Below are 12726 nucleotides of genomic sequence, written 5' to 3' on the forward strand. Positions count from 1 at the left end.
TCTCCACCGGGCCGACCTCGGTCGTCACCGTCTTGGACCGGTGACCGTTGCGGTAGTTCTCCCGACCGCCCTCGGCCCGCTCGCCGGGCTCATGCCCGAGGTGGTCGGTCAGCTCGCCCTCCAGCGCGGACTCCAGCACTTTGCGCGTGAGCTCCGCCAGGAGGCCGCCCTCACCGGTCAGCTTCACTCCGCCGGCCTCGGCCCGGGCCACCAGCTCGGCAACCAGACCGTCATCCACAGCATCCAGCGCACTCACGGCGGCCTCCCCGGCCTCGATGTCACTCACCACGTCAGTCATCAACTGCCGCTTTCAGATCGGGAGTTACACCGCTCACCGTACAGACCCCACTTCGGGGACCGCGTTCAGGGCATCCAGGGGATCTGGGTCTACGGAGATAACCTTGGAGGCTTCAACGAAGCTGTCCGTGGTGGTGCGAGCCTTGTATCGGCAGCCAAGGGAACCTGGACTGGAAGACAAGCAGCCAGATATGGCTTCACTCGTGCGAGGATCGATGAAGCAGTTCCGAGGCTCGACGGGGACTTCCAGCAAGTTCTTGCCACATTCCGAAGATGAGGGAACTGATGGACGAGGAAATTGAACGATTGGCGCGCTTGGCCGTCGAGTACGGCGCGATTGGGTGCAGTGTTGCAGAGATCGCCGATCTCCTTATCGACAAGCATCCGGACTTGAGGTCGGCGCCGTTCCGGCTGGTCCAAGTGCTTCGATCGGCCTTCGGTCTTTCGGTTCATGACCTGCAATACGTCACCGCATGGGCGCAAGGTGAGATTTCAATGGAAACACTGGAGGAGCGCCTTCAGGTGACTCGGTAAGTCAGCCTCAGCCCATAGCATGCTGTAAACATTTCGAGAGGCCCCACCGAATAGCTATTCGGTGGGGCCTCTCGGGCGTTTGACGGCAACGCTGACGGCAACGTCAGCGGACGACGGCCGCGGCGGGTGGGTCGCCGTCGGTCGAGCCAAGGGCATTGCCCAAGGCGTCGACGGCTTGGCGCTGGAGGCGGAGTCGTACGTGGGTGTAGACGCCGGCAGTGACGCCGATGTGGGCGTGGCCAAGGAGTTCCTTGATGACGATGAGGTCCACGCCTTGTTCCAGCAACAGGGTGGCGGTCGAGTGGCGGAGGTCGTGGAAGCGGATGCGCCGGAGCCCGGCCTGGTTGAGGAAGCCGCGGAAGCGGCGGGTGAGGTTGGCAGGGTCGAGAGGGCGGCCAGTGGGCGTGGAGAAGACGAGGCCGCTGTCTGTCCAGGCCGACCCTGCGGTCTCCCGCTCCTTGTCCTGCCGTTCCTGGTGCTTCTTGAGGGAGTGGAGGCATTCGGTCGGGAGGGCGATTCGGCGTTCGGACGCGCGGGTCTTGGTGGGCAGGTGAGTGAGGCCGCCGCTTCGGGTGCGCTGGAGCGAGCGCCGGATGCTGGCTGTTCCGGTGGTGAGGTCGAGGTCTTCCCAGTGGAGGCCGAGGAGTTCGCCTTTGCGGAGGCCGGTGCGAAGGGCGAGTTCGTACAGGGCGTGGAGCCGGTCCGTGCGGGCGGCGTCGAGGAACTGACGAGCCTCTGTCGCCGTGAGGGGCCGGAAGCGCCTGGGCCGGGCGTGGCGGCTTCGACGTTCCGGGCGACGTTGCGCGGCAGCTCGTCTTCGCGGACGGCGTGTTCCAGTGCCGACTTGAGCACCGAGTGCACGTAGGTCACGGTCGAAGCGGACAGGTGCTTCTGGCAGCACTCGCCGACGGCGCAGCATCTCTTCCGTTCGGTGTCCAGGTCCTGGGCGCAGCACTGGCAGGTGGTGCGGAGCCGGTCGAGGAAGGTGCGGACGTCCTTGGCGGTGAGGCGGGCGATCTTCTTGGTGCCGAGGCCGGGGATGAGGTGGAGGCGGACGCAGGCGGCGTAGCGGGTGTGGGTGTTCTCGCGGAGCCGGTGGATGGCGACGCTGCCGAGCCAGTAGGTGAGGTAGTCGCCAAGGGCGCTGTCGGCGGTGGCGTCGGGGAGGCCGCGGTTGCTATCGGCGATCTTGTCGGCGGCTTCCCTCCGCGTGCTGCCGTAGACGCGGACGCGTTTGCGGGTGCCGTTGGCGGCGAGGACTTAGCCGGCGGCTTCCCAGCGGCCGTCCTTGCGCCGGTAGTTGGTGCCTTCGCCGTTGGCGCGGGCCTTCTTGCGCTTGGGGGCGGTCATCGGGCGGCCTCTTCCAGGTGGTGCTGGACGTAGTCAGCGAGGGCGTGGGTGGGGATGCGGCGGGCGCGGCCGATGGTCAGCGAGGCGAGGCGCCGGGTGCGCAATACCGGGACAAGCGTTCCAGGTGTCGGCTGGCACGATCTGACAACTACACGCATGTGGGGGCAGCACGTAATTGACTACGTCCTAAATATGGCCCCGGAGTCGGAATCCTCTGGCAGTGAATACGAAAGTCTCCATAAATTCCGTAGTCCCCCGCATGACGGGATGATCGCCGAAAATCACGCGGAGGCGGACTCCTTGGCGTGAACCGCCGGGGCGCAGGCGCTCCCGACGTCCTGAGTGACAACAGCACACATGAAGCCCCGGCAGGTGCGTCCTGGCGGGGCCTCCGCGTGAGGTGAGCGCAGGAGTCGACCACTCAGCGGATGCGTGCGTGGGCATGGCTTCGACGTGAGCGGGGGTCGGGGGAGTGGTCCGGAACATGAGCCCCGCGCGGGTCCTTGGCCGGAGCGCGGCGAAAGGCCGGGCGGTCCCCAAGGGCGCCCGGCCTTTCGCCGTCGTGCCGCAGGGGTTAGTCCGTGCCCGACTCCATCGCCGCGCGGTCCAGCATCTCGTCCACGTCGGAGACCTCGCCGCGGGAGGCGATGGCCTCGGCGCCGCCCTCGGGGAGGGAGCCGATCAGGCCGGTCGCGGCGGCCTGGGCCGCGCCGATCGCCGGGTTGGCGTTGCCGATCATGCCGAGGCCCGCGTACTGCTCCAGCTTGGCGCGGGAGTCGGCGATGTCGAGGTTGCGCATGGTGAGCTGGCCGATGCGGTCGACCGGGCCGAACGCGGAGTCCTCGGTGCGCTCCATGGACAGCTTGTCCGGGTGGTAGCTGAAGGCCGGGCCCGTGGTGTCGAGGATCGAGTAGTCCTCGCCGCGCCGCAGCCGCAGGGTGACCTCGCCGGTGACGGCCGTACCGACCCAGCGCTGGATCGACTCGCGGACCATCAGCGCCTGCGGGTCCAGCCAGCGGCCCTCGTACATCAGCCGGCCGAGGCGGCGGCCCTCGTTGTGGTACTGGGCGAGGGTGTCCTCGTTGTGGATCGCGTTGACCAGGCGCTCGTACGCGGCGTGCAGCAGGGCCATGCCGGGGGCCTCGTAGATGCCCCGGCTCTTGGCCTCGATGATCCGGTTCTCGATCTGGTCGGACATGCCCATGCCGTGGCGGCCGCCGATGGCGTTCGCCTTCATCACCAGGTCGACGGCGGTCTCGAACTTCTCGCCGTTGATCGTGACCGGCCGGCCCTGGTCGAAGCCGATCGTGACGTCCTCGGTCTCGATCTCGACCGACGGGTCCCAGAACCGCACGCCCATGATCGGCTCGACGGTCTCCACCCCGGTGTTCAGGTGCTCCAGCGTCTTGGCCTCGTGGGTGGCGCCCCAGATGTTGGCGTCGGTGGAGTACGCCTTCTCCGTGCTGTCGCGGTACGGCAGGTCATGGGCGGCCAGCCACTCCGACATCTCCTTGCGCCCGCCGAGCTCCGTCACGAACTCGGCGTCCAGCCAGGGCTTGTAGATCCGCAGGTGCGGGTTGGCCAGCAGGCCGTAGCGGTAGAACCGCTCGATGTCGTTGCCCTTGAACGTGGAGCCGTCGCCCCAGATCTGCACGTCGTCCTCAAGCATCGCCCGGACCAGGAGCGTGCCCGTGACCGCGCGGCCCAGCGGCGTGGTGTTGAAGTACGCCCTGCCGCCCGAGCGGATGTGGAACGCCCCGCACGTCAGCGCGGCCAGGCCCTCCTCGACGAGCGCGGCGCGGCAGTCGACCAGGCGGGCGAGCTCGGCGCCGTACGCCTTGGCGCGGCCCGGCACCGAGGCGATGTCGGGCTCGTCGTACTGGCCGATGTCGGCGGTGTAGGTGCACGGGACGGCGCCCTTGTCACGCATCCAGGCGACCGCGACCGAGGTGTCGAGGCCGCCCGAGAAGGCGATGCCGACGCGTTCGCCGGCGGGCAGGGAGGTGAGGACCTTGGACATGGGAAGATTATGCATCATCTCGCATGATCATGCAATGTCGGGTTGCGATGCCGGATCGCAATGCCGGCCCCCGGCGGCCACGCGTCCTGGCGCGGATGGCGGCACAGGCCGCCCTCTGTCGATCGCCGTCATCCGAGGTCGTCGACGACACCGCCATGGTGACGATCCCCGACGCCGTGGACGCGCGCCCGGTCGGAGCCCTCTTCCGGGGCGCGCTCGCCGGCTCCCTGGCCCTCGCCTTCGTGATCACGACACCGGTCAACCGGTGGATGACCGGCCGCGGCAAGGGCCACGCCGTGGTCCACGCCTACCGCTGAGCGGCGTACGGGCTCACTTCCGCCAGAACAGGTGGTGCGCCACCCCGCTCGGGCTCGGTACGACGTCCAGGTGGAAGCGGTCGCGCAGATCGTCCGGCGAGTCCCAGAGCCGCAGGCCCGACCCCAGCTTCACCGGGGACACCGCCACGTGCAGGGTGTCGACGAGGTCGGCGTCCAGGAACTCCCTGACGGTCGTGACCCCGCCGCCGAGGCGTACGTCCTTGCCCCGCGCCGCCTCCCGGGCCTGCGCCAAAACCTCGGCGGGCTCGCCGTCCACGAAGTGGAACGTGGTGTCGGAGAGCGTGAACGAGGGGCGCTTGTGGTGGGTCAGGACGAACACCGGGGTGTGGAACGGCGGTTCGCCGCCCCACCAGCCCTGCCACTCGTGGTCCTCCCAGGGCCCGCGCTGCGGGCCGAACTTGTTGCGGCCCATGATCTCGGCACCGATGTTGTGCGAGAAGTCCCGCGTCATGTAGTCGTCCAGGCCCCGGCTCCCGCCCGGGTCGGTCCGGCCCGGCCAGCTCGCCGTCGCCCCGGCCCAGGAGAACAGCTGCCCCGGGTCGACATGGCCGAAGGGCCGCTCCAGGGTCTGGTCCTCACCGCAGGCGACGCCGTCGGCGGAGACGGTGAAGCTCTGGACCCGCAGCAGTTGAGCCATGTGATTCCTCCTGGTGTTCGAGTGGTGACCCAAGGATGACTCCCCGGGCGGGCCGAACTCATCGGCGTAACGCCGTCCGGATGTCCGCGATGACGTCCGGCGCACGGGACCGGCCCCGGACCGAGCCTATTTCCGGGTGCGGGCGCCCGCTCGCCACTACGCGCACCAGGCGGCCGGCGTGGGCGTGGCGACGGCGCCGCCCTTCGCCGAGGCCGTGACCGGAGCCCGGACTCCGGAGGAACTGCTCGATGAGGTGTGGGCGTCACTGTCCGGGGAGTACCGCATCGTCGCCGCGGTCCTCGACCCGGCCAAGGGCCCCGGCGCCGCTCTCCTGCGATCCGCCTGACGCGGGGCCGGCTACGGCCGCCGGGGAGGACGGCAAGGGCTTCCACCCCCAAGGAGAACTCTTACCGCAAGAGGGCCGCCGCCTGCACGGCTCTGTCGGCAGGGCCACATGACTACGACCGTCGCCGCGCCGTGGCGGCGAGCTCCGACCGGCACTCGGCGCAGTACCCGGGCTCCGGTGCCCGGAACCCCCGGTCGCAGCCGTCGCAGTTCTGTATGGCGTCGTGACTCCCGGCTCGTTCGGCGGCCGGGAGGGGCGCCGGAAGGCCGGTGGTCAGCCGGTGCGCGAGGAGTCTCGCGGGGCACTTCAGCGGGGCGGGGAGGGCACTCGTCAGCGCCCTCGCGATGGCGGCGGGCGTGACGTCGCGTTCGAGCCAGGCGGCGACGGCGGGGGTGAGCGCGGCGATGTCACCTTCGTGCAGCACGATCTCGGCCGCCTCTCGCCGCAGCCCGAGGAGCAGGGCGCGCGCCGCCCGGTACAGCTCGGGGTGAGGGGCCTGCGGCCGGGGGAGGGGCGGGCGCTTCACGGGCGGTTCGGGCCGGGGCGGGAGCGGTGCGACGGCTGCGGGGGGAGCGACGGCTTCGGGGGGAGCGGGGGGAGCGGGGTGCGGAACCGGCGTCCGTACGGGTGCCCGTGAGGCCGGGCGTACGGCGGCGCGCGGCTGGTTGTACGAGGTCGTGCGGGTGACGACCCGGCCGTTGGGAAGCCGCTCGCGCTCGCGCGTGAGGTAGCCGTGTTCCTCCAGTTCGCGCAGGGCCCCGGCGATGCGGGTCTCGCTCCCGGGGAAGCGTTCGGTCAGGCACTTGACGCCGACCTTCGCCCCGGCGGGCAGCGACTGGATGTGCGTGGCCAGGCCGATCGCGACGAGCGAGAGCTCGCTGTGCTGGGCGAGGTGGTTGCCGATGACGGTGAAGTGGGTGGTGTGGCGCACGTTTTGGTGCACGATGCCCCGGGACGGGGCGCGCGGGGGCGCGATAACCTGCGATGTCCCCATCGGGAAGCCCTGTTCTCTTCCTCGGTGGTGAGGCCCTCGCCAGGGATTGCTGTCCCGGCGGGGGCCGTCACGTTTCTGACGTCTGGCTGCGCGAGCATATGCCAGGCAATCAGGGTCATATCCAGCCCAGTTGGGCAACCTCACCCGTGCGGGTGACGGGCGCGCGTGGGCGCACGGGGCCTGCTGAGGTCCACCCGGGTCGGGTGGGTTGGGTGGGGTTCTTTCCCAGAGGTCCTTTAAAGCCTTTACGTCGTGGACCACCGGGTCGCGGCCGGCCGGGTCGCCGTCCATCGGGTCGCGGCTGTCACGATCCGGTGAGCGCGATCTCCGCCCAGACGGTCTTGCGGGGGAAAGGCCCGCGCTCGACGCCCCAGCGGGTGGCTAGCACCTGGACCAGCAGTAGTCCGCGCCCGGACTCCGACACCTCGCTCTGCGCTCGGAGGCACGGCACGTGCTCACCGCGCGCGTCCGTCACCTCGATGCGCAGCGTGTCCTCCTCGACGGTCAACTGGACGCGGAAGTCCCGCCCCGGCACGTATCCGTGCAACACGGCATTGGCCGCGAGTTCGGCGACGACGAGAGGGGCGGCGTCGAGCGGGAGCCCCCAGGAGCGGAGCTGCTCGGTCGCCAGCAGCCGGGCGAGCCGGGCGCCCCGGCGGGTGGCGGAGAGCTGGACGACGAACTGGCCGCTGCGGGTTCGCGGATGGGTGATTTCTCGGTTCACGTCACTCAGCGTGGCCGCACGTGTCTACGCTGAACAGCAGTGACGCGTGTACGGACGGTGACTGTCCAGCGGTTGTGCGGGGCTGTCTGGTGCGTACAGGAGCTGGGTGGCTGGAGGCGGGTGGCGGATGAGCGTGAACGACATTGCGGGCGACCAGGACTGGGGCCCTGAGCCCGAGGACGATTCACAAGCGGTGGTCGCGGCCGTCGGGCGGCAGATCCGGATCTGGCGGGAGGCGGCCGGTTTACGTGCGGCGCAGCTGGGCGAGCTGATCGGCTACGGCGAGAACATGGTCTACAAGGTGGAGTCGGGTGTCCGTATCCCGAAGCCGGAGTTCCTGGACAGGGTGGACAAGGCAGTCGGGGCGGAGGGCAAGATCGCCGCGATGAAGCAGGACGTGGCGGAGGCGCGGTACCCGAAGAAGGTCCGGGATCTGGCCAAGTTGGAGGCCAGCGCAGTGGAGATGGGCGCGTACGACACCGATGTGATCAACGGCCTCCTTCAGACCGAGGAGTATGCCCGCGCCCTGTACAGGGAGCGGCGTCCGGCTTACGCCGAGGACCAATTCGAGCGCCTGGTGGCCGCGCGCATGGCCCGGCAGTCAGTCCTGGACCGCCGTCCCGTGCCTCTGCTGACCTTTGTCCAGGAGGAGACAACGCTTCGGCGGCCGATCGGGGGGAGGGCCGTCCTGCGGCGTCAACTCGAACGCTTGCTTGAGCTGGGGTCGTTGCGGCACGTCGAGATCCAGATCATGCCGACAGAGACGGAGGAGCACTCGGGGCTGGCGGGCTCGCACCGTGTGCTTAAGCTGAAGGACGGCACGGCTGTTGGGCTCAACGAGGTGCAGCTCACCAGTCGGCTGATCAGCAATCCCAGGGAGGTTCAGATCCTTGAGATGCGGTACGGCATGATCAGGGCGCAAGCGCTCACGCCGCGGCTGTCGCGGGCCTTCATCGAAAAACTGCTGGGAGAGACATGAGTGCCAAGTCCTCGGCCGGGAGCACGTCCGACTTGACCTGGTTCAAGAGCAGTCACAGCTCGAACGACGGTCCTTCGTGCGTGGAGGTGGCCGCAGCCCCCGCCACCGTCCACGTCCGTGACTCGAAGAACATCCCCGGCCCGGAACTCGGCTTCACCCCGGCCGCCTGGGCCGACTTCGTCTCGTACGCATCGGACAACTGACACCGGCACCACCGCCCACGGAGGACCTGCCGCGCACATCCGCGCCGCAGGTCCTCCGCGTGTATGTACTCAGCGCCACCCCGCGATGACGTCCTCCGGGCCCCAGTACGCGGCCAGGTCCTTCGCTGCCGTGTCCGTCGGGGGGACGCGGCTGACCGCGATCAGGGGAGCGTCCTGGGCACCTGGGACCTGCTGCGCGGAGGCGACGAGTTCCGCGAGGTCGCGTGCCCCGAACGGAGTCTCGTCGCGCCATTTCACCGAGCCGACGAAACAGACGCGGCCTGCGACCGGGGCCGCGTCGGCGCCGATGAGGTCGACCTCGGGGTTGTTCTGCCGGTTCCACCAGCCGCCGACCTCCACGGCCTCGGGGAAGAGATCATCGGGGACTCGGCGCGCCAGGGACTCCCTGATCACCGGCTCCACCGCGCGGCTCCGCCACGAGGGCCAGGAACGCTGGATGCGTGCGGCCGAGATTTCGCCCCTGCCCCTCTCCGCCTGGGCGACGGCGTCTTCCAGGTGGGCCAGCCAGAAGCGCAGATACGTGTCGGCGATGCGGTAGCGCTTGAGCTTGAGGGCCGGCTGGGTGGAGAGCGGGACGTCGGTGGCCACGATCCGTTTGGCCTCCGTGAGTTCGTTCAGTATCGGGGCGAGCGTGCCGTGTGCCAGCGCGCGCCCGTCTGCGCCTCCCGTGCTCGCGGCGATGCCGGAGAAGGTGCGCTCGCCGGAGCCGATCGCCCGGAGCACCCGGCCCGCTTGGAGACGTGCGGGGAACTCCGCCGCGAGCGACCGCTCGCCCGTGGTGAGCAGGACCGACGACGGGTCCTCCAACTGGCGGTCGAGATACGCGGCGACGGGCTCGCCGGTATGCCAGCCGGTGACCACCTCGGGGAAGCCCCCGGTGACGAGGTAGGCGTCGAGCGCCGCCCCCGCGTCCAGACCGGTGGAGTCCTGTACGTCGGCCGGGCTGAGCGGCCCCACGGTGTACTGGCCGGCCCGGCCGTAGAACGGGTGGTCGTACGAAGTCAGCCGGTCCATCATTGCGTGGTCGGAGCCGAGTAGCAGCAGGAGCACCGGCTTGGCGGACAGGTGCATGTCCCAGGCCGTCTTGAGTGCCGCGTCGAAGCCGCCGTCCGCCTCGGACAGCCACGGGACCTCGTCGAGGACGAGGATCACCGGCTCGTCGGAGGGCAGGGCGGCGCTGACGGCGGCCAGCGTCCGCCCCCAGTCCCCGGGGGCGGCTGCGTGTTCCAGTGCCGCACCGTGGTCCCGCATCCCCTGACCACCGGCGACCGCGTCGAACAGAGCCCGCCGGGCGAGGGGCGCCGGCTGGCTGCGGGTCGCCTGGAAGAAGACGTACGGCCGGCCCGACCGGGCGCAGAACTCCTGCACAAGCCGCGTCTTGCCGACACGTCGCCGCCCCTTGATGACCAGCGCCTGTCCGGCGCTGCCGCCCGCGCCGGAGGCGACGCGCTCCAGCCACGATCCGAGGATGCGCAGCTCGCGGCCGCGTCCGGTGAAGGCCACTGGTCCTCCATGAAGTCGTAGTGGCTCAAAGTATGAAGCATTCCTACTTTACCGCCGGTCGGCCGGACTCGGAGGGTCGGTTCAGCAGCGCGCGCTATCCCCGGAACGGCCGGTACGTCAGCTGCTTCACGCGGCGCAGCAGCGGCATCGACTCCACGTGTTCGACGCCGTCGAGCCGGCCCAGGCGTGCGCTGAGGTAGCGGTAGAGGTGGGCCGGGTCGCGGGTGATCACGACCGCCATCAGGTTGGACGGGCCCGTGGTGGCCGCCGCGTAGGCCACCTCGGGGTCGGTCGCGAGTGCTTCGCCCACCGTGTGCAGGGCGCGGGGTGCGGCGGTGACGCACAGCATGCTCGCGTTGCGGAAGCCCAGGTGGGCGGAGTCGAACTCCACGTCCACGTAGAGCGCGCCGGAGGCGACGAGGCGGGCCAGGCGGCGCTTGACCGATGATTCGGAGTGGCCCGTAGCGCGCTGGAGTTCGGGGTACGTGGCCCGGCCGTCCCGTTCCAGCGCGGCGACCAGGGGTTCGTCGTCGGCGGTGATGACGGCCGGGCCCGGCGGGGCGGAGGCGGGGGGCGGGGTGAGGGCGGCGGTCTCCTCCGGGGTCAGGGCGCCGCTCTTGTGGAGCCAGCCGGCCGGGCCGCCGTAGAAGCGGTGCAGGAGCTGGTGGGCGCGGATGTCCACGATGTGCGGGGTGCGCGGCAGCTTGCCGAGGAGCAGGTCGTCGGCGTCGCCCCGGCTGCGGACGTTGGCCGTGCACGTCACCTCCGTACCGCCCGAGGTCAGCCCGATCCACGAGGTGTCGGGGCGTTTGGCCAGGGCCTCCGCGATGGCCATCGCGCCCTCGGGGGCGCAGCGCACCCGCAGCAGCCAGTGCTCCAACGACTCCTCCGAGGCCGCGCACCGCACCCCCACCACCCGCAGGCCGCCCTCCGTCCGCAGCCTGCGGAACCGGCGTGCCACCGTCTGGTCGGAGACCCCGAGCGCGGCGGCGATCCGGCTGAAGGGGGCGCGGGCGTCCAGCTCCAGTGCGTGCAGGATGCGCAGGTCGAGGACGTCGCCCCGGGTGGGTGATTCCACTGCTTCAGGCCCCTTTCATGTCGGATTCCGGCGCCGGGGTGTCGCTGGCTGGGGATTCCGGACGCGGTCATCCGATCGTACGGGGGTGGCCGCCGGCCGCACCGAAGCCGTACGGGCCGCACCGAAGCCGTACAGGGAGAAGGACAAAGGACATGCGTAAGTGGGGGCCGCTGACCGCGGTCTGTCTGGGGACGTTCATGCTGCTGCTGGACGTGACGATCGTCATCGTGGCCCTGCCCGACATGGCGCGGGCGCTGGACGCGTCGCTCTCCGATCTGCAGTGGGTCATCGACGGCTACGCCCTCGCGCTCGCCGCGCTGCTGCTCGGCATCGGCGCCGCGGCCGACCGGCTCGGGCGGCGCCGGGTCCATGTCGCGGGCGTCGTGCTCTTCGCCGTCGCCTCGCTGGCCTGCGGCCTCGCCTCCTCGCCGGCCGCGCTGGTGGCCGCGCGCGGGGTCCAGGGGGTGGGCGCGGCCGCGATGTTCGCGACCACGCTGCCGCTGCTCGCCTCGGTGTACCAGGGCAAGGACCGGTCCGTGGCGCTCGGGCTGTGGGGTGCGGTCAGCGGGGGCGCCGCCGCGATCGGCCCGGTGGTCGGCGGGCTGCTGACCGAGGGGCCCGGCTGGCGCTGGATCTTCTTCGTGAACCTGCCGGTCAGCGTGGGCGCCATCTGGCTGACCCTCAGGACCGTGCCCGAGTCGCACGGGGCGCGGGACCGGCGGACCGACTGGGCGGGGACCGTGGCGTTCGCGGTGTTCGCGGGGGCCGCGACGTACGCCGTCGTACGGGCGGGCAGCGTCGGCTGGACGTCCGGGCAGACGCTCGCCACCTTCGGGATCGCCGCGCTGGCGCTGCTCTGTTTCGTCCTCGTGGAGCTGCGCGTCGCCCACCCGCTGCTGGACCTCTCGCTGTTCCGGACCTCCGCCTTCACCGGTGTGATGGCGGGGTCGCTCGCCTTCAACATGGCGGCGTTCGGCGTGCTGCCGTACACCTCGATCTGGTTGCAGACGGTCCTCGGCCTGAGCCCGGTCCAGGGCGGTCTGGCGGTCCTGCCGCTGGCCGCGACCTCGTTCGTGGTGGCGGCCGCCGGCGGGCGCCTGCTGCACGGGGTGCAGCCGCGCCTGACCATCGGTGTCGGGCTCGCCCTCATCGGCGCCGGCACGCTCGGTCAGGCCGTGCTCGGCGCGGGCTCCTCGTGGCCCGCGCTGATACCGGGCCTGGTGGTCGCGGGCATCGGTACGGGGCTGGTGTCGCCGGCCATCGCGGGCGCGGCGCTCGCGGCGGTGCCGCCGGAGCGGGCCGGCATGGCGGGCGGCGCGGTCAACACCTTCCGCCAGCTCGGATACGCCTTCGGGGTGGCCGTCCTCGGGACGGTGCTGACCTCCCGGATGGGGGAGAGCCTGGGCGACGGCCAGTCCCACGCTCTCGCGGGCGGCGGCGCGGCCGGGCTGCGCGCGGCCGGGGTGCCGGAGCACGCGCTGCGGGCGGCGTTCGCCTCGGGGCTGGACGTGGCGGCCGTGGTGGCCGGTGCGGTGGGGATCGTCGCGGGGGCGGCGGTGCTGCTGCTCGTGAAGGGGAAGCGGGGGGCGCCTGGGGCGCCGGAGGCGCCGGAGGCTGCTGGGAGCGGTGCGGTGCCGGAGGCCGTGCGGGCCGGCTGAGGTGCGCGCCACCTCCGGCGGCGCCTTGTCCTCAATCGCCGGAC

The 12726-nt window shown here is 70.9% G+C and carries 12 protein-coding genes and 3 pseudogenes; 6 read left to right on the forward strand and 9 right to left on the reverse strand.

Translation table 11 applies throughout. The features are described 5' to 3' along the window. Positions 1 to 298: transposase (locus tag E6P78_RS12050; RefSeq protein WP_206307794.1), on the reverse strand; the 298-nt coding region annotated here is incomplete at its 3' end. 272 nt (positions 299 to 570) lie between these two features. Here E6P78_RS12050 and E6P78_RS12055 point away from each other — a divergent pair. Then, on the forward strand, positions 571 to 831 hold the full coding sequence (locus E6P78_RS12055; protein ID WP_136203561.1) for a hypothetical protein: 261 nt from the start codon (positions 571 to 573) through the stop codon (positions 829 to 831). 103 nt (positions 832 to 934) lie between these two features. Here E6P78_RS12055 and E6P78_RS12060 read toward each other — a convergent pair. The 3 genes and pseudogenes from E6P78_RS12060 to argG form a co-directional block, all read right to left on the reverse strand. Continuing rightward, positions 935 to 2181, reverse strand: a pseudogene (locus E6P78_RS12060) (tyrosine-type recombinase/integrase). Continuing rightward, positions 2178 to 2288: pseudogene (locus E6P78_RS12065) on the reverse strand (excisionase); the annotation flags it as partial. The pseudogenes E6P78_RS12065 and E6P78_RS12060, both read right to left, overlap by 4 nt. 467 nt (positions 2289 to 2755) lie before the next feature. Further along, a complete protein-coding gene (argG, locus tag E6P78_RS12070; protein ID WP_136203562.1) occupies positions 2756 to 4201 on the reverse strand; it encodes an argininosuccinate synthase in 1446 nt (481 codons plus the stop codon). A 134-nt stretch (positions 4202 to 4335) separates the two neighbouring features. Between argG and E6P78_RS12075 the strand changes: the two are divergent. Next, positions 4336 to 4518 (forward strand): annotated as a pseudogene (locus E6P78_RS12075) (DUF4396 domain-containing protein); the annotation flags it as partial. A gap of 13 nt (positions 4519 to 4531) precedes the next feature. On the opposite strand, the gene E6P78_RS12080 reads toward E6P78_RS12075, so the two are convergent. After that, a complete protein-coding gene (locus tag E6P78_RS12080) occupies positions 4532 to 5176 on the reverse strand; it encodes a dihydrofolate reductase family protein (protein WP_136203563.1) in 645 nt (214 codons plus the stop codon). Positions 5177 to 5312: 136 nt separating this feature from the next. Here E6P78_RS12080 and E6P78_RS12085 point away from each other — a divergent pair, with 136 nt between their 5' ends. After that, positions 5313 to 5522 (forward strand): hypothetical protein, encoded by a 210-nt coding sequence (locus E6P78_RS12085; RefSeq protein ID WP_136203564.1) that lies wholly within the window; start codon positions 5313 to 5315, stop codon positions 5520 to 5522. Between the two features lie 112 nt (positions 5523 to 5634). Here the strand turns inward: E6P78_RS12085 and E6P78_RS12090 are convergent, their stop codons facing one another. Beyond that, positions 5635 to 6516, reverse strand: coding sequence for a helix-turn-helix domain-containing protein (locus tag E6P78_RS12090; RefSeq protein WP_136203565.1), 882 nt, complete (start codon positions 6514 to 6516; stop codon positions 5635 to 5637). A gap of 304 nt (positions 6517 to 6820) precedes the next feature. Continuing rightward, positions 6821 to 7240 carry an ATP-binding protein gene (locus E6P78_RS12095; protein WP_136203566.1) on the reverse strand — a complete coding sequence of 140 codons (420 nt, stop codon included), beginning with the start codon at positions 7238 to 7240 and terminating at the stop codon, positions 6821 to 6823. A gap of 127 nt (positions 7241 to 7367) precedes the next feature. Here E6P78_RS12095 and E6P78_RS12100 point away from each other — a divergent pair, with 127 nt between their 5' ends. Both E6P78_RS12100 and E6P78_RS12105 read left to right on the forward strand, forming a co-directional pair. Further along, positions 7368 to 8219: a helix-turn-helix transcriptional regulator gene (locus tag E6P78_RS12100; RefSeq protein WP_136203567.1), complete on the forward strand. Its 852-nt coding sequence runs from the start codon at positions 7368 to 7370 to the stop codon at positions 8217 to 8219. After that, positions 8216 to 8422, forward strand: coding sequence for a DUF397 domain-containing protein (locus E6P78_RS12105; protein ID WP_136203568.1), 207 nt, complete (start codon positions 8216 to 8218; stop codon positions 8420 to 8422). The genes E6P78_RS12100 and E6P78_RS12105 overlap by 4 nt, the downstream gene beginning before the upstream one ends. A gap of 69 nt (positions 8423 to 8491) precedes the next feature. Here E6P78_RS12105 and E6P78_RS12110 read toward each other — a convergent pair whose 3' ends face one another. Continuing rightward, the gene (locus E6P78_RS12110; RefSeq protein ID WP_136203569.1) at positions 8492 to 9946 is read right to left on the reverse strand and encodes an ATP-binding protein; all 1455 of its coding nucleotides are present in this window, start codon (positions 9944 to 9946) and stop codon (positions 8492 to 8494) included. Positions 9947 to 10040: 94 nt separating this feature from the next. Continuing rightward, on the reverse strand, positions 10041 to 11024 hold the full coding sequence (locus E6P78_RS12115; RefSeq protein WP_136203570.1) for an Lrp/AsnC family transcriptional regulator: 984 nt from the start codon (positions 11022 to 11024) through the stop codon (positions 10041 to 10043). Between the two features lie 152 nt (positions 11025 to 11176). Between E6P78_RS12115 and E6P78_RS12120 the strand changes: the two genes are divergently transcribed. Then, positions 11177 to 12682, forward strand: coding sequence for an MFS transporter (locus E6P78_RS12120; protein ID WP_136203571.1), 1506 nt, complete (start codon positions 11177 to 11179; stop codon positions 12680 to 12682). Positions 12683 to 12726: the final 44 nt, after the last annotated feature.

The sequence above is a fragment of the Streptomyces sp. A0958 genome, assembly GCF_004795035.1.
Lineage (GTDB): Bacteria > Actinomycetota > Actinomycetes > Streptomycetales > Streptomycetaceae > Streptomyces.